This window comes from Streptomyces sp. NPDC005281 (assembly GCF_040607495.1).
In the GTDB taxonomy this organism is placed as follows: domain Bacteria; phylum Actinomycetota; class Actinomycetes; order Streptomycetales; family Streptomycetaceae; genus Streptomyces.
In genome coordinates, this window is sequence record NZ_JBEXGX010000052.1 from 13,518 (window position 1) to 36,055 (window position 22,538).

The following is a 22,538-nucleotide window of genomic DNA, read 5'->3' on the forward strand; positions in this document are numbered from 1 at the left end:
TCGCACAGCAGACAGGCGTACGCGGCACGGGGGTCGGGTCGATGAATGTCCGCGCGAGTGTTCATCCGGTGCATCCGGCCCTGCGTGGCCTGGTCTTGGGCGGTTATCACCTGGGTTCGGAGCTGCTTGAGCCGGGTGAGGTCATCGCGGTGCCCGCCGGTCTGGGCGTGTCCCTCAACGTCAACATCGGCGCGCCCCCGACCGGCTTCCCCTCCGCGTACGCGGTCGGACCCGGTCACTTATATCGATACGGCGCTCGGGAAGCCGTACGACCGGTGAGGGTCGACTGGGTCGGTCTGCGGCTCAGCCCACTCGGGGCGTACGTCCTTCTGGGTGGGCTGCTCGGCGAGCTGGGCAAGGGGATCGTGGACCTCGGAGACCTGTTCGGCGCGGGGGGCCAAGGCCTCGCCGACCGGTTCCGCGGCGCCGGCCCTCCCGCGGCCCGCGTCGCCCTGCTCGACGATTTCCTGCTGCGCCGCGCCGAGGCGGGACCACGGCCGAACCCTGAGGTCGTCAGGGCCTGGCACCGGTTGACGCACTCCGCGGGCCGTGCCCCGCTCACCGGCCTGGCCGCGGAGGCCGGATGGAGCCCCGACCACTTCGGCCGGGTCTTCCGCCGGCAGGTGGGTATGGCTCCCAAGTGCGCGGGCCGCCTGATCCGCCTCAGACATCTGCTGCGGCACGCCGAACCGGGCCGGTCGCACTGGCCGGAGCTCGCGGCGGAGCACGGGTTCTGCGACCAGCCCCATCTGAATCGCGACATGCGTGAGTTCATGGGGGTGTCTCCGGCGGCCTACTTCTCCCGGCTGCGGCCCTGCGGCTGCCTCAGCGCCCCCGTGCCGGAGCTGCGAGGATCGGATACGTCCAAGACGGCGGTGCCCTCCGGTCCCTAGCGTCCAGGTCATGAACTTAAGACGCCTCACGAGACCCCTGCGCCGGGGCGCGGTCGCCGTGACAGCACTGCTCACCGCCGCCTTCTACGCCGGCGTGCCCGCCTCACCGGCCCATGCGGACGACACTCCCTGGGAATCCCTCAACCAGATCGCGAACGTCGCGAACAGCCAGTTGTCGGTTTCCATCAACAACGGCGGGCCCGGCACGGTGTGCAGCCCCGGCTATCTGACGAGTTGCAGCGGCAACGGCGGCAAGGGCGAGTACTGGTGCGCGGACTTCGCCCGCTGGGTATGGTCCTACGCCGGATTCCGCACCGACGGGCTGAACGCGACCGCCCGCAGCTTCAAGCAGATGGCCAGCGCCTACGGCGCCGAGCACGCCACACCTCAACTGGGCGACGCCGTCCTGTTCCACAACACGGCCGGCGCCGACAAGGGTGTCGTGCACCACGTCGCCGTCGTCGTCAGCGTCTCGGCGATCACGGGCCAGGTGAGTTTCGTCAGCGGAGACGTCGGCGGACAGGAGAACACCCGCGGCCCGGAAGGCGACGAACAGGCCCACTACGCCCACACGGCCAAGGTGCGCAAGGACACTCTCGACTGGACGCCCGGCACCCGCTTCGGCGGAACCGAGGCCATCGACGGCTACGTCAGCCCGGTTCTCAACGGACGGCCCCTGCACGGCGGCGGAGGCGGCAGCACCGGCGGCAGCGGCGGGACCAGCAGCTACAAGAGCTGGGTGACGACGTTCTCCTCCGCTCCCGGGCGGGATCACGGCGGCACCCTGAACACGGGGCGGAACTATGTGTTCTGCCGCGTGTGGGGTACTCAGGTGGGTTCGGGCAGCGCGTTCAACCACTGGTGGCTATACACCGACATGGACACCGGCGGCCGCGACTTCGTCCCCGCGTACTACCTGAGCGGGCAAGGCAACGACACCGCCAACGACGAGAACGGCTCACCCCTCCCCGACTGCGACGGCGAGACCAGCGGCACCGGTCGCAGCGGAGGCAGATACTGGGTGCGCACCTTCAGCGGCGCGCCCGGCCGCGACGCCGGCGGCACCCTGAACGCGGGGCGCAACTATGTGTTCTGCCGGGTGTGGGGTACTCAGGTGGGTTCGGGGAGCGCGTTCAACCACTGGTGGCTGTACACCGATATGGACACCGGCGGCCGTGACTACGTCTCCGCCTACTACTTGAGCGGGCAGGGCAACGACGTCGCGAACGACGAGAACGGCACCCCCGTCCCGGACTGCAATTCCGGGGACGATGGCGGTGGCCGGTCCTGGGTGACGACGTTCTCCCCCGCTCCCGGGCGGGATCACGGCGGGTCGCTGTACGCCGGGCGGAACTATGTGCTCTGCCGTGTATGGGGTGCCCAGGTGGGTTCGGGGAGCGCGTTCAACCACTGGTGGCTGTACACCGATATGGACACCGGCGGCCGTGACTACGTCTCCGCCTACTACCTGAGCGGACAGGGCAACGACACCGCCAACGACGAGAACGGCGCGCCTCTCCCCGACTGCTGACGTACCGTCCGGTCCTGCCCGAAGCGACTCGGCAGGACCGGAACGCAGGCGGCGTCCGTTGAGGCCTCTGCCGATGCAATGACCTGTTTCTGAGGAACCGTCGGACGACCTGCCGTGTCTACTTCGGGTGAGGCCGCGCCCCTGCGGCCTGCGGAGGAGCGGGCGATGCTCAGAGCACGGTCGTTATGGGCTGACTATTGGCCATTGGCTGTACTTCCCGTCGCTGCGGGGGCGATGGATCTCTTTCTGTGGTGGCTCGGACAGCCCTGGAGCTGGTCGGACTGGGCATCCAGCTTCGGCTTGGGGGCGGTCACGACGATGGTCGTCGGTATGTTGCTCGCTCGCCGACAAGGGAACATCCAGGAGGCGCTCGCCGACCTGGAATTGACTGAGAAGGTCGCCTACCTCACGTTCTCGGTGTCGGCACTGCGGCAGGCCAGCCATCCCGAACGTACCTCAAGGGCGTTGTACGACTGCCGGGCTGGACTCTCGCTCGTACCTCTCGCACGCCGGCCCATGCAGGAGGAGTATCTGCGCACGGTCGCTCGAGTGCTGGAGACGATCGTGGACACGCTCGGTTCGTCGCTGCATTCCCACGCGCGGTGGACGAACAACGACTGGTCCAGTCTCGGCACCGTGGTCCAGGGCCTGCGGGAGACCGCAGTGTTCAATATGCGGAGGTCGCCGATCATGGCTGCCCATTGGTCCAACGCGATTGACACGAGGACGCGGGAGCTGTTGCGCATCGCGACCGCTGCCGTGCCCTTCGATGTGTTCCGCGTCCATTTCACCGAAGGACCAGACCGTATCCGTGCCGCGCTCGACTGGGAGAGATTGTCGGAGATGGCGGAACAGGACAACGCCGTCCGGCTGTCCGTGGTCTCCACCGACGTACCGCCCTACGCGCTCGCCACGCTCGATGGCTATTACGCCCCCTGGTACCGAGACGGGTCGGCGAGCGACGAGGTCGGATATGCCGACCGGGACGCCGTGCCCATACGGCACACGGAACTGGCGACCGACCTGTCCATGCTCCAAGACGATCGGCAAACCCGAATCGGAATGCTGCGGGACCGCTACTCGGCCCAACTCGACGGCTCGGGCCTGTCCTTGATCGTCGCGACCTACGTCTTGGGCCCGGACCGCTGCCTGGTACTCGACGGCAACCACCGCCTGACAGCTCTCGCTCAACTGGTCGCCCAGGGTTGCCCGGCCAGGCTCATCGAGTACCGCCTGACCGCGCCGGTGAACTCCGCGATCCTGCCGGATTTGATCCACTACCAGAACGACTGATGAACCTCCTCCCCCCGGCCGACGCTCCGACCTCGCCAGGGCACCGGCCATGGCCTTCACGGCGCTCTGGTCCCCACCCGCGACCGCAGCATCGCCGCCCCAGCAGGCACCGCACGAGAGCGCATGGCTGTTTGCTTCGGGACTCTCGCCACGAACCATCCGACTCGATGGCAGCTGCCACGACGGCCGCTGATCCACTACGCTCCGGTCCGAATCAGGGGGAAAACGAGATGGGTGCTGCGCTGGCCGAACCGACGGCCGTGGAACGTTCGCGGCACGTGAAACGTGCGGCACAGGCCGCCGGGGTCGGGCTTGGCGCGGCGGTCGGCTCTGCGCTCGCGACACGGCTGCTGCTGGACTCCAACGCCTGTCGGAACATGCCGGACTACGGCTGCCTCGGCTTCGTCGTCATGTGGTCCTACCTCTTGCCCGTCCTGACCTTTCCCTTCACCTGGGCAGGCCTGCGCATCCTCCGAGTCCGGCCCGCGTGGCTCACCGCTCTGCTCGGCACCGGCATCGGCTGGTATCTGATCCGGAACCTCAAGGCTCTCCAGTAGCTCCCCGGTGGCACGCAATACGTTCAACCCGCCGTATTGGCGGGCGCGTTCGTCCTCGGGGCCTGGTTCACCCAGTCACTCAGGCCGCTGTGGCCGCGGGCGGCCGTGGCCCTCGCCCTCGCCCTGCTGATCCCACTCGACTCCCTTGCAACCACACAGCTCGTCCAGAGCGAGCAGGACAAGGAACTGGCCGATGCGCGCATCCCCCTGCTCGGACCGCAACTGCCCGCGGGCTATCACCTGAACGGCGCCGGTGCCAATGGGTCGACAGCGGAGGACGATGGCACCTTCTTCTACCGGATCACACCCGACAGCCTGAACGGCGCGGAAACCATGGACGAGCTCCGCCAGGAGATCCAGGTGACCGTCGGCCCAGTTCAGCCGGGATTCACCCCGCCCTCCCACTGCGCCGCGCTCACCAGCGTCTACCCTGTGCCGTCACCCGCCTGTACCCCGGTGGCTCGTGGAGTGTTGCGGTGGTCGAGGTACGACTACGTCGAGTACTTCACCCGAGCCGGCGACGCCGTCGCAGTCCTCCACGCCCGCACTCCTCCAGTGAGCGACGCCGTTCTGCGAAGGCTCGCCGGCACCATGCGAGTGCGCCCGCCGTCGTACTTCACCGGCGGCTGACTCGCGGACGCCGTCAGCCTGGAGCCGATTCCGACCTTGCGCTCTGGTAGCCGCCCTCGGTAACAAGGAGAGCTCCATGGCAGTCCGGATCACAGACGCTGCGCCAGGAACAGGCGCCTTGAGGGCACTGTTTCGACCGCACGTTCGCCTGAACGTTCGCCTGAGTCGAACCGCCGATGACGAGCCGATCACAAGTGTCACAACCTGATGATCAGAGGCCGACAGGGCGCCCGGGACGCCGACCGACGGTGCAGGATCACGACTCCGAATTCGCTGAGGGGGATTACATGCTCACCAAATTCCGGGGCGCTGTGGCCGCGGCCGTCATGGCGGGCGCGCTGCTGGCACCCGTCGCCGTCGCCACCGATGCCGCAGCGGCTTCGTGCGCCAGACACACGACAGGTGTCTGCAAGGCGAACTCGCCCCACCCACGTGGGGCGACGGCCAAGTGCAAGGACGGCACCTACTCCTACAGTGCCAGCTTCCGGGGCACGTGCTCCCACCACCGGGGAGTCAAGTACTGGTACCGGTAAGCAGTTGGCGACTGTCCCCGCCCGGCTGCGGGCGGGGACAGTCGCCAAGCCCCTGTCGCAGCGAGCCGTCGGCGATCGGGGCATCCCGCGGTCTTCCTTCTTGTACTCCAGCAGGCAGACATGCGCGCCGTCGAGCAAGGCGCGGGCCGGGCGTGCGCGTCACTCCTCGACCTCGGTTCGCTAGACGCGTAGACGGCGGCGCTGGTAGTTGACGAGCGCGTTTCGGATGGTCGTTGGAGTTGGTGTGCAGGCCCACCCGGCGAACGGCCTACGCCTTCGGCTCCAACGGTGCGGTCGCCCAGGCTCGTTGGAGCGCCAGGGCATGGCCGCCGATCCCCCAGCCGACGTACTCCGGCGGGAGCCCGAAGGCGCGGATCTCCAACTCGCCGCCGGACTGGGGCCCGAGCGCTGCGATCCCGGCCGACGGCTGGCCGGCCTGATCAACCAGTACTGACGGTTCGGGTGCACCCGCGCAACTCCCGCCACTCCGGGTCGGAACGCGTCGAGCTGCGCCGCCCGAGGCCGCTCTGACCCGAGCCTGCACCGAACACACCGGCTCCGGCAGGCCATCCTCGCGCCGGAGTGCCAATGAGGGCACAACCCGACCGGGTGCGCCGCCAGGGTAGTGCCGCTGTCCGCCTGCAACGCTCAGGTCGGGGTAGTCGATCACTGAGGGACGGGGCTGCGCGAGAGCAACCTGTAATTGCCCTGCCAATACAGGAGGTAGGGAGTTCAGGTGACGGACGAACGACAGACGCCGGGTCCGGAGCAGCGCGAGGGCGTATGCAAGGCGTGCGGGAGCCGTCTCGCCCGAGGGCGCGACGATCCTGTGCGAGCACTGCGCCGGCCTGCTGGAACTGCCGGACAAGGAGGGGCTGGTGGAGGATGACGGGGCCGGGGTTCGGCGTGATTTCGAAGACCTCGGGGGTCGGCCCAAGGCATGACGGTGTTCTTGAAAGACGCACATCGGCAAGGTCTCCCCTTCGAGAACGCCCCTGGGTGGCGGGCACCGTTGCGGTCCTTGCCGTGCCCGCGCGTCAGAGAGACGACTGGAATCTCCCCCAGGGGGAGGTCCTACTGTCCTGAGCGACCGCACAGGCGATGCTGCGAAAGAGGTCTGTCATGACGACGTTTTTGTTGGTCCCGGGGCTTTTCATGGGTGGCTGGGCCTGGGAGGCGGTGGCCGCCGAGCTGACCGCGCAAGGGCACCGGGCGCTTCCCGTGACCTTGCCCGGCCTGGCCGAGCGCGCGGGGGAGGAAACCGCCGGCGTCGGGCTGGGCGAGCACACCGATGCCGTGGCGGCGCTGCTCGACGCGGAGGGCCCGGGGATCGTGCTGGTGGCGCACAGCTACGGCATCTTCCCCGCTCTCGCGGCTGCCGACCGGCACCCCGGGCAGGTCGCCCGAGTGGTGTTCGTGGACACCGGCTTCCCGGAGCCGGGTGAGTCGGTGGTGGCGCAGATGCCGCAGCTCGGTCTGCTGGACCATGTCGGCGGCGGTGTCATCCCGGTGCCCGAGGAGATCCCGGCGGTGCACGGCGTTTCGCCGGCGGAGCGGGAGCGCTACCACCGCCTGGCCACCCCGGAGCCGGTCCGGACCGTCACCGAGCCGATCGAGCTGACCGGCGCCTGGCTCAAGCTCCCGACCAGCGGGGTGTTCTGCCTGGCGAACGGCCTCAGCCTGGAGTTCGCCCGCACGCTTCACAGCACCGGCCTGCCTCGGTTCGCCAAGCTCGCCGAGCCCGGAGTCACCTTCTTCGAACTGGCCACCGGCCACTACCCGATGCTCTCCACCCCGGTGGAACTGGCCGACGTCCTGGTACGCGCGGCGGCCGGCGAGGGCGTCGGGCTGTACGAGGGCTGACCGGCCGCCGGCTGCGGCCGGTATTTGTCGTGTGACGGCGTGTTCTCGTCAGTATCGGGGGCTGGCCGTCATCCAGGAGGTCTTTATGATCGTGGTCTGGGCGGGTGACCTGGAAGCGATGCGTCCTGCCGGGGTGCGGAACTGGTCCGGCCCCGGTCTCAGGACATCAGCGGAATGCACCGCTGAAGGGCGCTGAGATCCGTGACGAGAACCGTCCGTCTGCCCGACGCGCAACCGGCCCCCTACCCCCGGATCCCCCGAGTGCATGGCGGGTCAGGGCAGGCCGCCCGTGTAGCACACCTGGCGAGCCACCTCGCGGAGCTTGATGTTGTTGTCCTGTGAGTAGCGGCGGAGCACGTCGAACACCTCGTGCTCGGTCAGGTGGTGGCGACCCATGATGATGCCCATGGCCTCTCCGATGGTGTGGCGCGTGACCACGGCCTGCTCCATCTGATCCAGATTTCTCCGCGCAGGATCAGGACCCCAGCGGCGTCGCAGCCTTCCATCAGTTCCATGGCCGACCCGGTGATCCGCTCCAGCGTCGCGTCCACCGACGGCTGTGCCAGCAGATCACAGGCCATCGTCGCCATCTGCCGCGCGAACCGGCGCCAGTCCATTCTGTCTCCGTCCCATGCAGGGCTGCTCTGCCCTCCACCCGGGCGAACACATGCCCCGTTCCGGGGCAGAGGCCGCCAGGAACGTGGAAAGAGCACACTGGACCGGCAGAATCTTCCCTCTGTCGGCAGAGATGCCGCGTCGGCGTGGCGAGAGATCCTGTCACTGGGCAAGCTGGTGACGTAGCGGCCCGGTCCATCAGCCCCCGAGAAACCGGGCCGCTCATGGGTCTTGGCACTCGTCCCGGCACTCCCGTGCTCAGCCCATTCCTGACAGCGGAGCGGCTCCGCTGTCAGGAATGGGCCAACCGGACTCCAGGGAAGTTCGCAGGTGCTGAGGACTCGGACGCCGCGCCGACCTGGGGCGTATCGCCTCTGGCGGGCAGCGGCGACACCTGCCCGGACCTGACCCCCTTGGTACATGGGTGTCGTCGCCGCCATTGCTCGAGGTCGCGCCGTAGGGCACCTGCTGGATGCGGTGCCCGAGATTCCCGGACGCGTTTGAGAGCGAGGCTGGATTCGGCGAAGCTGGGGCATTCGGGAAAGCGAAAGCCGCGCAGCGGACTTGCTGCCGGCTGGCAGGAAGCGGCCGATCAGCAAGGGGGACGAGGATGGCAGTGCCGGAGCCCGACGGAAGAGTTGCCCCTGCTGCGCTCGCCGCCACACTCACAAGGACGCTGGAGGCCATCGGGGCCGGAGCGTGCGTCATCGACGAGCGGGGTCTCATCATCGCGGTCAACGCCCACGCCGAAGAGCTGCTGAGCCGGCCAGCCGGCGATCTGCTCAGTCATGACGCGCATGACCTGCTGCACAGGGGCGTCCATGTACAGCCTTCCACGAAGGCTCAGTGCGCTCTGCGGCAGGCCCTCCATGCCGGCCGTACCGCCCAGGCAGAGAAGGACCAATTTGTCCGTGGGGACGCCGCTGCGCTGCCCGTCGCCTGGATGGTCACCCCCTACGACATCGGGGGCAACGCGAGCGGCACCCTGGTGGTCTTCGATGCCCCCGACCGAGAGCGGGACACAGAGTCTGAGCCGGAGGCGGTGGCCGGGCCGCTGCCGGAGCTGGAGCGGCTGGCCCTCCTGGCGGAGACCACGACGCGGCTGACCTCCACCCTGGACGTGGAGGAGGCGCTGCGCCGACTGGTGACGCTGGTCGTGCCGCGGCTGGCGGACTGGGCCGTCATCGACCTGATCACCGAGCGCGACGAGGTGTGGCGTAAGGCCGTCGTCCACGCCGAGGGCGACACCATGGTGTACCACGAGGAACTCCAGGGTCCGATGCCGCCGATCCCGGAGGAGTCCCCGATGCCGCTGTCCCGGGCGCTGCGCGGAGTGGCTTCCACCCTCGCCGGACCCGAGACCTACCAGCAGGCGCCGGATTCCGGTATCGCGGTGGAACAGCGCAGTCTGTTCGAGACCACCGGCATCCGCTCGGCGGCCATCGCCCCCATCCGCAGCGCCCGCGAAGTCCTAGGGGCCCTGACTCTGGGCCGCGCCGCGCATCCGGGAGACTTCACCTCCACCGATCTGCCGCTCATCGAGGACATCGCCCGCCGGGCGGGCCTCGCCCTGGACAACGCCCGCCTCTACCAGCGCCAGCGCAAGGTCGCCGAGACCATGCAGAACCACCTGCTGCCCCAGATGCCGCGAGTACCGGGACTGGAGATGACCGTCCGCTATCTGCCCGCGCCCGACGCCTCACAAGTCGGCGGCGACTGGTACGACGCCTTCCCTCTGTCCGACGGAGCCACCGCCCTAGCCATCGGTGACGTCGTCGGACACGATCTGGAGGCCGCGGCAGGCATGGCGCAGGTCCGCAACATGCTGCGCGCCTACGCCTGGTCCCAGACCAGGCCGCCCAGCCGGATCGTAGAACGGCTCGACGAGGCGATCCGGCACATCACCGACGTCACCATGGCCACCATGATCCTCGCCCGCATCGAGGAGGCGGACAGCGGCCGGTGGAAACTCTCCTGGAGCAACGCCGGCCATCCGCCGCCCCTGCTCATCAGCCACGACGGGATGGCCGAGTACCTCACCGACGGCCACGGCATCCTCCTCGGCGTCCAAGCGGGCCCCCGGCCCGACGCAACCGCCGTGCTGCCGCCCGGATCCACCCTCGTCCTCTACACCGACGGCCTCATCGAAGAACTCGGCCACACTCTCGACGAGGGCTTGCAGCGGCTGCGCCGACACGCCGCCGCACTCGCCCACCGCCCCCTGGCCGCCTTCACCGACCAGCTGCTGCGCCGGGTCCGGCCCCCCGCCAACAACGACGATGTCGCCCTCCTCGCCCTGCGGACGCCCGTTCGAAGGTGACTTGACCGGTATGCCGGGGCTGGACTGTCGGCGGTTCCTGGCAGAGTTGGTGCGGGCCGGGCACGGACGCGTACGGCTGCGTGCGGGGCGCCGCCCTCATCTGCCGTCTCTCCCGATGCTACGGGCAGGGAGTTCCGGCACCGCCGGTGATCCGCGTGTGGCCGCTCCCAGCCCTCGGCGCGCCTGTACGGGGCGTCAGGTCTCGTCCAGGCGGCGCAGGTCCTCCTCGTCCCACTTGCGGGTGTCACGCGGTTGGGTGTAGGGCTCCTTGCCGGGCGGCTGACCGCCGGCGATCGCCCGCTGCCGAAGGGTTTCGGCGTCGAACTCCAGGCCCAGCAGGATCGCCAGGTTGCTGATCCACAGCCAGATCAGGAACACGATGACGCCGGCCAAGGTGCCGTAGGTCTTGTTGTACGAGCCGAAGTTGGCAGCGTAGAACGCGAACGCGGCGGAGGCCACCAGCCAGATGAACAGGGCGAGGACGCTGCCCGCGGTCACCCATCGGAATCCCTTCACCCGGGCGTTCGGCGTCCCCCAGTACAGCAGCGCGATCATGATGACGACCAGGACCACCAGGATGGGCCACTTGGCGATCGACCACACCGTCAGGGCTGTGTCGCCGCGCCTGACGGGCCAGGGCGCCGGTGAAGACCACGATCACGGCGCTGATGAGGGCGAGCACCATCAGCACGACCGTCAGGCCCACCCGTACCGGGAGGATCTTCCACGCCGGGCGTCCCTCTGGCATGTCGTAGACGGCGTTGGCCGCGCGCATGAACGCGGCCACGTACCCGGAGGCCGACCACACCGCCAGGACGACGCCGACGATCGCCGTGACCGACCCGAGACCGGCGTTGTTCTGCAGCTGGTGGACGGAGCTGGTGACGATGTCGCGGGCGGAGCTGGGAGCGAACTTACTGACGTTCTTCAGCAGTGCGTCCGTGGTGTGTTTCCCCGTCAGGCCCAGCACCGACACCAGGACCAGCAGGGCCGGGAAGAGCGACAGCAGGCCGTAGTACGTCAGCGCCGCGGCCCGGTCGGTCAGCTCGTCATCCTTGAACTCGCGCAGGCTGCCTTTCAGCACGGCTCCCCATGCCGGCTTCGGCAGGTCGGTCGGAGTGTCCGGCGCGTGCCGCTCCACCTCGGGTCCAGGGCCGACTTCTTCGGGTGGCGGCGCAGACTCACGCTCGCGCCGTGGAGCCTCGTCGTCGGCGCGATGGTCGTTCCGGCCGGGAAGATGCAGCTTCATGGCCGCCGGGTACCCACCCGAATTCCCGCCATTCGAGATACTTCATGCGCAATAACTGCTGTAGCACTCCCAGCCCGCGCGTCCGTGGCTGTCGGGGATGATGCGGGTCGGCACCACGGGGGTACGCGTGATCGCGATGGCCGTCTCGTTCACCACCATCACCTGCGGCGCACCCGATCGATCCTCATCGCACGCAATCCCGCCCATCCCCCGCCGGCCTGCCTGAACTTGTGCGGACGCGGCCCGGCCGAGCGGTGTCAGGTTCAAGAGTCTGCCGCCCTCCCGCGACTTCCCCTCGGACACGAGGAGCCCGTGCCTGGCCACACCCGGCATCGGGCCTGTGCCACGTCTGAGCCAGGCCTGGACGCGCCGGGGCGTGTGAGCTGCGGGCGACGGGCTACCCAGGGTTCGAGAGGTTGAGCAGACAGCCTTTCCGGGTTCCCCGGAGTCTTCCTGCTTCGGGGAAACCCGCGATCGAGGCCAATAGCTTGCGAAGCAGCCGCGACCTCGGGCATCGGCATCAAGTGATCCGACGGACGCGCGGCCGCAATTTTCCGAGCCGGAGGCGGAAGACGACCGTCCTGGCCGGCCGGTGAGTGAAGGAGACCATTGCCGACAACCGCCCGAAGCTGCTCGAGGTCGGCTGTGCCTCGCCGCCTGCTTCGGCACAGCCCGGCGGTTGCGCGGCCGGTCAGGGCTTCAGGGCCTCGGCGAGAGTGGGATAGCAGTCGATGACCGTGTCGAGGCCGACGATGTCCACGACCCGCCGGACCGGCTCTGTCAGAGCTGCCATCCGAAGCCAACCATCCGCCGCCGCAGCATCGCGGTTCGCTGCGACCAGGACGTTGATGGCACTGGAGTCCATGAACGTGACCCCGCTCAGGTCGAGCACCGTCAGCGGCGATGGGTCGTCGTCCTCCACTCGGAGGGCTTTGCGCAGCGTGCCGAGGGTATCGGCGTCGAGTTCGCCGGCCAAGGCCAGGACACGGATCCCGTCGATGGCGGTCTGGTTAATCGACAGTCGCGCGGGCTGTCCGACCGGGTGATGAATGTCTGCCACGTGCCCTTCAACAAGTCTCGTCGTGTCAGGTCCTCGCCTTCCAGGGGAAGGCACGTCAAGAACCGCATCCTACGGACGATGCGTCCGTAGAGCCGTGCCGCAGGTAACGTCCGGGACAGTGCGTGGGCGGTATCGGACGGGGTACCTGGCGAAAACGGGAAGCGGGCGAAGATGAGTCATTCATCCGAAGGCGCCGGTGGCAGGCACGCGGAGGTGCCTTCGCCGATGGAGACTTCGCTTGCTCTGGACGTCCACGGCTCCCGCCTGGCGCAGGTCCGACATCTTGCAGCATCCTTCCTCACCACCACACGCGACACTCACGGCCTCTTGGTGCCGGACTCGGCGGTGGAGATCGTTCAGCTGATCGTGAGTGAATTGGTCACCAACGCCCGCAAATACGCCCCCGGCCCGGCCGTTCTGCGCCTGCGGATCACCGGCAACGCACTGCGAATCGAACTGTGGGACAGCAACCCGCTGCCGCCTGCCGTCAATGCGCCGGACCCCCAGCGGATCGGACAGCACGGCCTGGAGATCGTCACCGCCCTCGCCCAACGCGTCACGACGGAGGCGACGCCGACCGGCAAACGCGTCGTCGCCACCGTCGCCCTCAACGAGGTATGACAGTCCGGGTCAGGCTCGGGCCCGCGAATGCGGCCGCCGCACTTGTCGCTCCCTCGCCTCTTGCGAATGCCACGGACTGAACGGGTGCGGAAAGCGCAGCCCGCTCGTGATCGCCTGGATGCAGCCGAGGCGCATCACTCCAGCCCGCCGCGCCCCGGTCCGGAGACCGAAGAGCGCCTGGCCGAGAATGCATGGCCCGCCGAAAGGTCTGCTCTGAGACGCCGCCCGGACCCCTCAGGATCGGAGATCCTTGCTCCGCGCCGCGCGGGCCTTGGCCCAGGCCTCCGGAAGCTGTCGCTCCCGGGCGCCGGCAGCGGCCCATTCCTGACCGTGCAGGACACCCCAGGTGAAGCCGGACTCCCCCGCCGCGTGTGCGGAGGCCGCGAGCTGGCGCAGGGTGTCACGCGTGACCACGCTGTCGTGCTGGGCTCCGCTCACCCGCTGCACAGCCTGGACGCGCTTGCCGAGACGCCGCGCGGGTCCGCCCAGGGCCGGACGGGCCGCCTCCGCGGCATAGCGGAGCCTCTTGGCGGCCTTACGGGCGTTGTGGATCGCGGTATCGCGCTCGGGACCCGACGCCATGTCGAGCGCCGGCTCCATGCGCCCGGCGAGGCGGCGGTACTCCTTCCGGAGTACCTTGCCGAAGATTTTCTCGGGTTGGCCGGCCGCCTTGGCGGCATGCATGGGTGGCGCCTCGGTGAGGGATTTCAAATCATCCAGCAGGTTCAGGAGCGGTGCGATGCGAGCGCGTCGAGAGTGCGACGGCGCGCCTCGGTTCGCTGCGCCACGTCCCAGACTTTGAATTGTGCCTCGACCGGGCCCAGGACCAGCTCGCCGGGCAGTTCCCGCACGGCCGAAGTGAGCCGCTCGCGAAGTACTTCGTGGTCGCGTTCCACACCAAGTTCGTTGGCGAGCCACTTCAGATCGCGCCGGATGGGGTCGGTGGCTTCCCTGTCGAGGACGGGGCGGTAGGAACGCAGGCAGCCGCGCAGGCGGCGTGCTGTGGTGCGCATCTGGTGGACGGAGTCGGGCGCGTCACGACGGACCGCGGGGTCAAGGTCCGTGAGAGCGCCGAGGAGTCGGTCCAGGTAGGCCAGAACGTGCTCGCCGGCCGATCCCGGGACGAGGTCGGCGCGCGCACCATGCGCGCGTTCCAGGAGTGACGTGGCCTGTGTCAGGGCGTGGAGCACCTTGGACGGGCTCTGCGCCCGTTCGAGACCGTGCTTGCGAAGTACCTTCTCGACGCTGTCCAGAAGGGCCGGGTCGCTGTCCTGGACGAGTTCGACCTCCATCTCCGTCCAGGCCGTGCGTCCTTTGTCGTCGAGGAGTGCATGGGCGGACACCTCGTCCATGCTCAGCTCTGCCAGCACATCGCCTTCCGCATCGAGGAGATGGTGCAGGGAGCGGCTGGAGCGGATCCGCATCACGGGCCGCAGCGCTGCGCCGCGGGTGCGGGAGAGTACGAGATCCCGCAGCTCCTCCGGGACGTCCTGCGACATCAAAGGGGCCTGTATCTCCTCGCGCCTGTCGCCGGGGAGCGGGAGTTTCAGATGCCAGCCGGCATCTGTGCAGGGACGCCTGGGTGCGGGTCAGTCGCAGGTCGTCGTTGTCATAGTAGACGGCGTCCAGCTCCTGCACCCCCTGGTCCGCCACGGAGGCGATGCGGCCGGCGCCGGCCAGGTCGGCCAGCCAGGAGATGACGGCGTCGGCGGCCGCGTATTTTCGTTCTGTCTCTCGCGTCGAACGAACCATAGGTATCGCGTAGACCTATTCCCTGGATTCAAACCCTTTGGTGACCATTTCACCCTTATTGACGGCAAGCCGTCCAGTCACCTGCGGTTCATCCGGGACCGCAGTCCGATAGATCTCCGCCCCTGCCGGCAATCTGCCGCACCGCGTGCACCTCCGCACAGCGTCGACGCCCCGGACGTGTCTGCCCGGGCTCACGCATCCACCTCACCCGTCGCGGCTCGAGAGGACCTCCTTGACCTTGGCTATGGCGAAGCCCCAGCCCTGTGCCACGGTCGGTTTGCCCGGCACGGCGACTTCCTCGGGATTGGTGAGCACGTCCAGCACGACCGGCCCGGGCGTGCCGAGCGCCCGGCGCACACTGTCGTGCAGCTCGGCCGGATCAGTGACCCGTATTCCGGTGAGTCCGAGCGCTGTGGCGACCGCGGCGAAGTCGGGGTTGTCGAGTTCGGTACCGAATTCGGGCAGCCCCGCTTGCTCCTGTTCCAGTTTGACCATGCCCAGGCGCCGGTTGTCGAAGACGACCAGTTTTACCGGCAGGTCGTACGACTTGATCGTCATGAGGTCTCCGAGCAGCATGCTCAGGCCGCCGTCACCGCAGAAGGCGATGATCTGCCGGTCCGGCGCCCAGAGCTGCGCTCCGAGGGCCTGCGGCATGGCGTTGGCCATGGAGCCGAGATTGTAGGAACCGATCAGGCGGCGGGTGCCGCCCATGGTGACGAAGCGCGAGAGCCACACGGTCGCCATGCCGGTGTCCGAGGTGAACACGGCGTCCTGGTCCGCGTATCGGTCCACGGCGGCGGCCAGTGCCTCAGGGCGGATTTCGTGGTCCCGGTTGTCCAGGGCCGCACGCAGTTTCCCCGTCCAGCGGTGATCGTGCTCGGGGCGGGCCAGCCGTCGCTGACCTTCCTGCCAGCGGGCGAAGCGGTCGCGGGAGTCTTCCAGGTGGGCACGGTCGGGTGCCGCCTTCAGCAGCGGAAGCAAGGCACGCAGCGTCGCTCCGACGTCGCCTGCGAGGCCCACGTCCACGGGAGTCCGTCGGCCCAGGTGCTCCTCGCGGGCGTCGACCTGGACGACCTTGCAGTCCTTGGGGTACCAGTCGCGGTAGGGGAAGTCGGTGCCCAGCATGAGGAGCGCGTCGGCGTTGTCGAGGGCGTGGGAGGCGGCGGGGTTGCCGATCAGGCCGGTCTGACCGACCTCGTAGGCGTTGTCCTCCTCGAACCCTTCTTTCGCCTTGAGCGTGAGCACCATGGGCGCGGCGAGCAGATCGGCGGTGCGCAGTACTTCGGTACGGGCCTCACGTGCCCCCCGGCCGACGAGCAGGGTGACGCGGGAGGCGGCGTTGAGGAGGTCGGCGGCTTCGGTCAGCGCCGGGTCATCGGGCCGGGTGACGGCACGGTCGAGAGCGAAACGTGCCGGCCGGTCCTCGCTCAGCTCCCGGTCTCCCAGGTCACCGGGGACCGTCAGCACGGCGACTCCGCCCTGGCTGACGGCCGCGCGGACGGCGGTTTCGAGCATGCGGGGCATCTGGTCCGGGGAGGTGACGGTGGCACGGTAGACGGCCACGTCACGAAAGAGAAGGTCGTTGTCGACCTCCTGGAAGTAGTCGCTGCCGATCTCGGCGAGAGGAACCTGACCGCAGATCGCGAGAAGCGGTGTCCGGCTCTTGGCCGCGTCGTAGAGCCCGTTGAGGAGGTGGACGGAACCTGGTCCCACCGTTCCCATGCACACTCCGAGGGTTCCCGAGAGCTGCGACTGGGCGCCCGCGGCGAATGCCGCCGCCTCTTCGTGCCGACAGCCGACCCAGTCGACGTCGGGCGTGGTGCGGATGGCGTCGGTGAGCGGGTTCAGGGCGTCCCCGACAACCCCGAAGACGTGCCGGACGCCCAGTTCCTTCAGTGCGTCGACGATGACTCGGGCGACGGTACGTGCCACAGCAATGCCCTTCGATCGGGTGCGGTTGCTCGACGTGACGGCCCGGATCAGAGGGTGAAGCGATCCGGGTCGGCCGTCTGCCAGTCGGTTGCCCAGCTCTCGGGGACTGATGCGAGCAGTTGTCCGGGCTTGAGCCATTCATGAAGTTCGGCGTACGAGCGGACCGTGTGCGGGTCCACTCGCTGAAGCAGCATGTGGGGGCGCAGGCCGCGCGGATCGTCGACGCCCATCGCCGCCATGATCTGGAGCGCGCTGTTCACCGTCGCCTCCTGGTAACGGTGGACGCGCCGGGACTTGTCACCGACGTCGACGGCACGCCCGCGGCGCGCGTCCTGGGTGGCGACGCCCACGGGGCAGGTGTTGGTGTGGCAGCGCTGCGCCTGGATGCATCCGATCGCGAACATCATGGCGCGGGCGGCATTGGCGTAGTCGGCGCCCTGGAGCAACCGCTTGACCAGGTCGCTGCCTGTTGCGATCTTGCCTCCGGCGCCGATCCGGATCCGGTCGCGCAGGCCGACGCCGACGAGGGCGTTGTGCACGGCCATCAGCCCTTCGCCCAGGGGCAGTCCGACGTTGTCGGCGAACTCGAGCGGCGCCGCGCCCGTACCGCCCTCCGCGCCGTCGACGATGATGAAGTCCGGCGTGGTGCCTTCCTCCAGCATCGCCTTGCACACGGCGAGGAACTCACGGCGGGAGCCGACGCACAGCTTGAACCCGACGGGTTTGCCGTCGGCCAGGTGGCGCATCCTGGCCAGGAAGCGCACCAGTTCGCGTGGGGTGCTGTAGACGCGGTGGAAGGGCGGTGAGACGACGGTCTCTCCTTGCGGAACGCCGCGTACCCGGGCGATCTCGGCGTTCACCTTGGCGCCGGGCAGCACTCCGCCGATTCCGGGCTTGGCGCCTTGACTGATCTTCAGTGACAGGCATTTGACGCGATCGTGCGCCGCCTTCTCGGCGAACTGCCGCTCGTCGAAGCCCCCGTCGTCCGTGCGGCAGCCGAAGTAGCCGGTGCCGATCTCCCAGACAAGGTCACCGCCGGCGCGCAGGTGGTACTCGGACAGGCCTCCCTCACCGGTGTCCTGAGCGAAGCCGCCGAGCCTGGCACCGGTGTTGAGGGCGAGTACGGCGTTGGCCGACAGCGAACCGAAGCTCATCGCGGAGACGTTGAGGAGGGCCATGTCGTAGGGCTGTGTGCAGTCGGGACCGCCTATGCGCACCCGGGGCGGCTCGGTGGGGACCGGGCGCGGGGCCATGGAGGGGGTGAGGTATTCACTGCCGACCCGGTAGAGGTCGAGTTCGGTGCCGAACGGCTCCTCGGCGGCGGTCGCCTTGGCGCGCTCGTAGACGATGCTGCGGGTGTCGCGGTCGAAGGGGCGCCCGTCGAAGTTCCGCTCGATGAAGTACTGCTGGAGCTCCGGCCGCATCGCCTCCAGAGCGAAACGCAGGTGCCCGAGCAGCGGATAGTTCCGCAGGAGGGAATGCCGCCGTTGCCCGAGGTCGTGGAGGGCCACCACCGCGGCGAGGAGGAGAGGTACGGCCGCGAGCCAGTACCAGGGGGAAGCCAGCACAGAGGCGACAGCGGCGCACACGGCGAGCAGGAGCAGCAGGGCGATCAAGAGATTCTTCAGCACCCTGTCCATGTGTCCACAAGCCCGGCCACCAATCTGCCCGCGCTCGTTTCAGGCGAATCCTCAGGGCGGGCCCGCGCACTGGCGCCGCTGCACCTGGGGTAGCGCCGAGGTGAGCCCGAGAGCCTTCCCGAGCGCGGCAAAAAAACGCCGGCATCCAAGGGCGGCTCGCCATAAGGCACGCGGGCATCAGGAGCGTAATTGGCGATATTCGGAACGGTGGAATGCTTGATACGCCTTACTGTCAGCCGTCATGGATTCAGCCGTAAGGCCACGGCTCACCAAGTAAGTCAAGACTTACCTTTAGGAAACTTTGACCGTATGGTGTGGCTCGAATCGAAGGAGCCCCCTGTTGTCGAAAATGAATGATCCCGCTGTGCGTGCGGTTGAATTGGAGCGGGATTATGTGTCCTCCTTATATGAGTTGCTCACCGAGCGGCTTTCCGAGGCGCGAGTACACCGAGCGAGTGTGCTGAAGGCCCCGGCGGATAGCGCCGGTGAGGCATACGAGAGGGAAATCGCCGCCGAGCGTCTGGCCAGGGAAATCGGCCGGCTGGAGGGCGCCGAAAAAGGGCTGGTCTTCGGACGCATCGACCGGACGGATGGCACAGCCCTGCGCATCGGGCGGATCGGACTGCATACGGAGGAGGATGACCTGCCTCGGCTCGTGGACTGGCGCGCGAACGCGGCGCGGCCCTTCTACGAGGCGACACCGGTCCACCCGATGGACCTGCGGCGGCGCCGGCACCTGCGCCTCGAGGAGCGCACGGTCATCTCGGTGAGCGACGAACTGCTGGACGGGACCGCCCCGACCGACGAGGACGTCGTGGGGGACGGCCCGTTGACCGAGGCTCTGTCGGCACGGCGTACGGGCAGGATGCACGCCGCCGTCGCGACGCTCCAGGCCGAGCAGGACGAGATCGTCCGCTCCGCCCACCGCGGGGTGACCGTGGTGCAGGGCGGGCCCGGCACCGGCAAGACGGTGGTCGCCCTGCACCGGGCGGCCTACGTCCTGTACGCGTTCCCGCGCGCCACGGAGGAGGGCGTCCTGGTGGTGGGCCCGAACGCCCGGTTCCTCGAGTACATCTCCCAGGTCCTTCCCTCGCTCGGAGAGAACGACGTCGTTCTGGCGACCTGCGGGGAACTGGCCGGAGTGTCCACGGACACGGTGGACCCGTTCGATACGGCGCGTCTCAAGGGCAGCTCCGACCTCGCCGACGCCTTGGCCGGCCTGCTGTGCGTCCACCAAGCCCCCGCCGGTGACTTCACCGTGCGGGTCGGACAGGAACTGGTTCACCTGTCAGGCGAGGAAGTCACCACGGCACGCGACGCCGCCTTGGCAGCCGCACCGGGGCACAACCCAGCGCGCCAGGTGTTCAGGGAGCTCTTGGTCGACGCCGTCACCGACACGATGCGACGAGACATGGGTGACCTCCTGGAGCAGATCGACGCCGATGCCGCCACGATGACGGGCATGGACCTCGACCGGTTCACGGGAGCCGCCCAGCGCCGTACCGAAGGTGCGGCCGACCCGGGGCCGGTCCACGAGCTGGACCTGGACGCCATCCGAGCCGATCTCCTCGACGACGCCAGCGTCGACCGAGCGGTCGAGGTGCTGTGGCCGCGGCTGGTACCCGGTGACCTCGTAAAGGCCCTCCTGACGAACGCCGGCGCTCTCGCCGAGCGCCTGCCCCGCCTGACCGCGCGGGAGCGGTCCCTTCTGCTGCGCGGTCCGGACGGCCCCTGGACCGATGCCGATGTCCCGTTGCTGGACGAGGCGGCGAGCCTGGTCGACGGGCCCCCCGAGCAGACGTACGGGCACGTCGTCGTCGACGAGGCGCAGGAACTGACCGCCATGCAGTGGCGGATGATCGTCCGCCGCTGCCCGGCAAGGGCGATGACGCTGGTGGGTGACTTCGCCCAGGCAGGCCCGGTCGCGACAGCACGCGACTGGAAGGAAGCACTGAGCCCGCACATCGGACCGCGGTTCAAACTGCACGACCTGACCGTCAGTTACCGCACCACGCAGGAGATCCTGGAGAACGTCCGGGACCTGCTCACGCGGATCGCTCCGGACCAGAAGCCCACACGGTCACTGCGAAGCGGTGAGAGCCCTCGCACCGTGACCACATCTCCGGACGGGTTGGTCACCGCCGTCGTTCAGGAACTCCGCGCCCAGAGCACCGCGCACCCGGGCGAGCTTCTTGGAGTGATCTGCGCGGACACCAGGGTGAGCGAGCTGGCGGCCCAAGGCGTCGCTCACCACGCACGCATCGTGCCCGCGTCCGAAGCACGCGGCCTGGAATTCGACGGGGTCGTCGTCATGAACCCCGAGGAAATCATCACGGCCCGCCCCGGTGGGGAAAGGGACTTGTACGTAGCCCTGACCCGGGCCACCAAACGCCTCTGCACAATCACCGTCCAGCCCGCCTGACGACCCGGCGCCCGCGTCGTCGCCGCGGGCGCACCCGGCGCGGCACAGACACCGGCCCGCACGCAAGGGGCTGCACGCCGCCTCAGCCGCTTCAACCCCGGGCCATCGCTCAAAAAGTCGGCATACGACGCGATCCTGGAGCAAACCCACCACCCAGGGGGATGCCGCAACCGATCGGGGGTACTCAAGCACAGTCGGGCTCTGAAGCCGACGGCCGACGGGGGTCAGACCATTGGGGAGGGCTCGCCATGACGGCGACCGAGACGACAGAGCCGACAGAGCCGACCGGGACGACGGAGACGCGGACAGCCGAGCTGCCCGAGATCGCGGAACCGGCCCGGGTCACACCCAAGGATGCCCGGCAGCTGACCAGGCTCTTCCTTGACCGACTGGCTGTCCTGGAAGAGGGCACCCGCGAGTACCAGTACGCGCGCAACACGCTCATCGAGATGAACGTCTCCCTCGTGCGGTTCGCCGCGTCCCGCTTCCGCAACCGCGGTTCCGGGGAGATGGAGGACGTCGTCCAGGTCGGCACGATCGGCCTGATCAAGGCCATCGACCGGTTCGACCTCACCCGCGAGGTCGAGTTCACCTCCTTCGCCATCCCCTACATCGTCGGTGAGATCAAACGCTTCTTCCGCGACACGAGTTGGGCCGTCCACGTCCCGCGTCGGCTCCAGGAAGCCCGGGTAGAACTCGCCAAAGCGACCGAAGAACTCCGCAGCCGGCTCGGCCGCACCCCCACCCTCAGCGAACTGTCCCAGCTGATGTGCCTGAGCGAGAAAGAGGTCGACGAGGCCCGTCTGGCTTCCAACGGCTACGTCTCCTCATCCCTCGACGCGGCCATCAGCAACGGCGACGAGGGTGAGACCGCCCTCGCCGACTTCATCGGCACCGACGACCACGCCCTCGAACTCGTCGAGGACTTCAACGCCCTCGCCCCGCTCATCGCCGGACTCGACGACCGCGAACGGCGCATCATCCACATGCGCTTCGTCGACGAACTCACCCAGGCCCAGATCGGCGAACACCTCGGCGTCTCCCAGATGCACGTCTCCCGCCTCCTGAACCGCACCCTGACCAAACTCCGTGCGGGCCTGCTCACCACCCAGTGAGACGGCTGGGAAGAACAATCCGGCGGTGGGCCATCCTGCGAGCCCACCGCCGGTGTCATGCAACCTGGCACTGTGCTGGTCACCGCCGTACCCCCGGCTGAGCTTCGCAGGGATCTCCAGGACGCATGCGCAGGGGTGGCCGTTCACCGAGTTTTCAGCGCTGCCTCTCCAGGGTGAGGACGGGGACGCCTTGGTATTCGCGGATCGGCAGCATCGCGACCGATATTCCGTCGAAACGGCAGGCCGGCCGAACCTACGATGGCCCCCGTGCACCCGCTCTGGTTCGAATTCGATGAACACGACAAAACCCCTGAGAACTGCGATCCGTCCCAGCGCGAGTTTCTGCGCTTGGTTCGAGTAGTGCCTGGTCAGGTCGGCGGTTTTGGTGCGTGTCCTGCGGGCGGGTTGTGGCGTTGAGGGTGTGTGACTCCGGACGAGATTGCTGTGGTGCGTGGTGAGTTGGAGGCGTTCGGGGCGGAGGTGTTCGAACCGTTCGCGCGTAAGGATCAGCG

The 22,538-nt window shown here is 68.4% G+C and carries 15 protein-coding genes and 3 pseudogenes; 12 read left to right on the forward strand and 6 right to left on the reverse strand.

Translation table 11 applies throughout. The features are described from left to right. The first annotated feature begins 68 nt into the window (after positions 1–68). The 8 genes from ABZV42_RS39405 (at position 69) to ABZV42_RS39440 (ending at position 7,300) form a co-directional block, all read left to right on the forward strand. Complete coding sequence (locus tag ABZV42_RS39405; protein ID WP_355989403.1) at positions 69–893, forward strand: AraC family transcriptional regulator; 825 nt, start codon at positions 69–71, stop codon at positions 891–893. Between the two features lie 10 nt (positions 894–903). After that, entirely contained in the window at positions 904–2,424 is a 1,521-nt protein-coding gene (locus tag ABZV42_RS39410; protein WP_355989406.1) for a hypothetical protein, read from the forward strand. Positions 2,425–2,658: 234 nt separating this feature from the next. Beyond that, complete coding sequence (locus tag ABZV42_RS39415; RefSeq protein ID WP_356056863.1) at positions 2,659–3,717, forward strand: hypothetical protein; 1,059 nt, start codon at positions 2,659–2,661, stop codon at positions 3,715–3,717. A gap of 167 nt (positions 3,718–3,884) precedes the next feature. Continuing rightward, positions 3,885–4,274 carry a hypothetical protein gene (locus tag ABZV42_RS39420; protein WP_356056866.1) on the forward strand — a complete coding sequence of 130 codons (390 nt, stop codon included), beginning with the start codon at positions 3,885–3,887 and terminating at the stop codon, positions 4,272–4,274. 36 nt (positions 4,275–4,310) lie between these two features. Further along, on the forward strand, positions 4,311–4,904 hold the full coding sequence (locus ABZV42_RS39425; RefSeq protein WP_355989414.1) for a hypothetical protein: 594 nt from the start codon (positions 4,311–4,313) through the stop codon (positions 4,902–4,904). A gap of 287 nt (positions 4,905–5,191) precedes the next feature. After that, positions 5,192–5,437: a DUF3761 domain-containing protein gene (locus ABZV42_RS39430; RefSeq protein WP_355989417.1), complete on the forward strand. Its 246-nt coding sequence runs from the start codon at positions 5,192–5,194 to the stop codon at positions 5,435–5,437. A 322-nt stretch (positions 5,438–5,759) separates the two neighbouring features. Next, positions 5,760–5,891: a hypothetical protein gene (locus tag ABZV42_RS39435; protein ID WP_355989420.1), complete on the forward strand. Its 132-nt coding sequence runs from the start codon at positions 5,760–5,762 to the stop codon at positions 5,889–5,891. Between the two features lie 668 nt (positions 5,892–6,559). Continuing rightward, positions 6,560–7,300: an alpha/beta hydrolase family protein gene (locus ABZV42_RS39440; RefSeq protein ID WP_356056892.1), complete on the forward strand. Its 741-nt coding sequence runs from the start codon at positions 6,560–6,562 to the stop codon at positions 7,298–7,300. A gap of 273 nt (positions 7,301–7,573) precedes the next feature. On the opposite strand, the pseudogene ABZV42_RS39445 reads toward ABZV42_RS39440, so the two are convergent. Next, positions 7,574–7,917: pseudogene (locus tag ABZV42_RS39445) on the reverse strand (ANTAR domain-containing protein). Positions 7,918–8,525: 608 nt separating this feature from the next. On the opposite strand from ABZV42_RS39445, the gene ABZV42_RS39450 reads away from it, so the two are divergent. Continuing rightward, positions 8,526–10,235, forward strand: coding sequence for a SpoIIE family protein phosphatase (locus ABZV42_RS39450; protein ID WP_355989425.1), 1,710 nt, complete (start codon positions 8,526–8,528; stop codon positions 10,233–10,235). 195 nt (positions 10,236–10,430) lie between these two features. Here ABZV42_RS39450 and ABZV42_RS39455 read toward each other — a convergent pair. Further along, positions 10,431–11,484 (reverse strand): annotated as a pseudogene (locus tag ABZV42_RS39455) (YihY/virulence factor BrkB family protein). Positions 11,485–12,175: 691 nt separating this feature from the next. Further along, positions 12,176–12,544 carry an STAS domain-containing protein gene (locus ABZV42_RS39460; RefSeq protein WP_355989428.1) on the reverse strand — a complete coding sequence of 123 codons (369 nt, stop codon included), beginning with the start codon at positions 12,542–12,544 and terminating at the stop codon, positions 12,176–12,178. Positions 12,545–12,769: 225 nt separating this feature from the next. Between ABZV42_RS39460 and ABZV42_RS39465 the strand changes: the two genes are divergently transcribed. Continuing rightward, a complete protein-coding gene (locus tag ABZV42_RS39465) occupies positions 12,770–13,165 on the forward strand; it encodes an ATP-binding protein (protein WP_355989431.1) in 396 nt (131 codons plus the stop codon). A gap of 234 nt (positions 13,166–13,399) precedes the next feature. Here the strand turns inward: ABZV42_RS39465 and ABZV42_RS39470 are convergent. The 3 genes and pseudogenes from ABZV42_RS39470 to ABZV42_RS39480 form a co-directional block, all read right to left on the reverse strand. Further along, positions 13,400–14,917: pseudogene (locus tag ABZV42_RS39470) on the reverse strand (CYTH and CHAD domain-containing protein). Positions 14,918–15,121: 204 nt separating this feature from the next. Beyond that, positions 15,122–16,849 (reverse strand): thiamine pyrophosphate-dependent enzyme, encoded by a 1,728-nt coding sequence (locus tag ABZV42_RS39475; protein WP_355989434.1) that lies wholly within the window; start codon positions 16,847–16,849, stop codon positions 15,122–15,124. A 47-nt stretch (positions 16,850–16,896) separates the two neighbouring features. Further along, complete coding sequence (locus tag ABZV42_RS39480; RefSeq protein ID WP_355989437.1) at positions 16,897–18,489, reverse strand: FMN-binding glutamate synthase family protein; 1,593 nt, start codon at positions 18,487–18,489, stop codon at positions 16,897–16,899. 394 nt (positions 18,490–18,883) lie between these two features. On the opposite strand from ABZV42_RS39480, the gene ABZV42_RS39485 reads away from it, so the two are divergent. Together ABZV42_RS39485 and ABZV42_RS39490 are read left to right on the forward strand one after the other, a co-directional pair. Continuing rightward, on the forward strand, positions 18,884–20,911 hold the full coding sequence (locus tag ABZV42_RS39485) for an AAA family ATPase (protein WP_355989440.1): 2,028 nt from the start codon (positions 18,884–18,886) through the stop codon (positions 20,909–20,911). A 248-nt stretch (positions 20,912–21,159) separates the two neighbouring features. Next, the gene (locus tag ABZV42_RS39490) at positions 21,160–22,026 is read left to right on the forward strand and encodes an RNA polymerase sigma factor SigF (RefSeq protein WP_356056932.1); all 867 of its coding nucleotides are present in this window, start codon (positions 21,160–21,162) and stop codon (positions 22,024–22,026) included. Positions 22,027–22,538: the final 512 nt, after the last annotated feature.

Excerpts from the sequence above, each read along its gene's own strand:
- ABZV42_RS39435 (WP_355989420.1), top strand. The coding sequence starts at position 5,760 with ATGGCCGCCGATCCCCCAGCCGACGTACTCCGGCGGGAGCCCGAAGGC.
- ABZV42_RS39410 (WP_355989406.1), top strand. The coding sequence starts at position 904 with ATGAACTTAAGACGCCTCACGAGACCCCTGCGCCGGGGCGCGGTCGCC.
- ABZV42_RS39480 (WP_355989437.1), bottom strand. The coding sequence starts at position 18,489 with ATGGACAGGGTGCTGAAGAATCTCTTGATCGCCCTGCTGCTCCTGCTC.
- ABZV42_RS39415 (WP_356056863.1), top strand. The coding sequence starts at position 2,659 with ATGGATCTCTTTCTGTGGTGGCTCGGACAGCCCTGGAGCTGGTCGGAC.
- ABZV42_RS39450 (WP_355989425.1), top strand. The coding sequence starts at position 8,526 with ATGGCAGTGCCGGAGCCCGACGGAAGAGTTGCCCCTGCTGCGCTCGCC.
- ABZV42_RS39440 (WP_356056892.1), top strand. The coding sequence starts at position 6,560 with ATGACGACGTTTTTGTTGGTCCCGGGGCTTTTCATGGGTGGCTGGGCC.
- ABZV42_RS39465 (WP_355989431.1), top strand. The coding sequence starts at position 12,770 with ATGGAGACTTCGCTTGCTCTGGACGTCCACGGCTCCCGCCTGGCGCAG.
- ABZV42_RS39430 (WP_355989417.1), top strand. The coding sequence starts at position 5,192 with ATGCTCACCAAATTCCGGGGCGCTGTGGCCGCGGCCGTCATGGCGGGC.
- ABZV42_RS39490 (WP_356056932.1), top strand. The coding sequence starts at position 21,160 with ATGACGGCGACCGAGACGACAGAGCCGACAGAGCCGACCGGGACGACG.
- ABZV42_RS39420 (WP_356056866.1), top strand. The coding sequence starts at position 3,885 with ATGGCAGCTGCCACGACGGCCGCTGATCCACTACGCTCCGGTCCGAAT.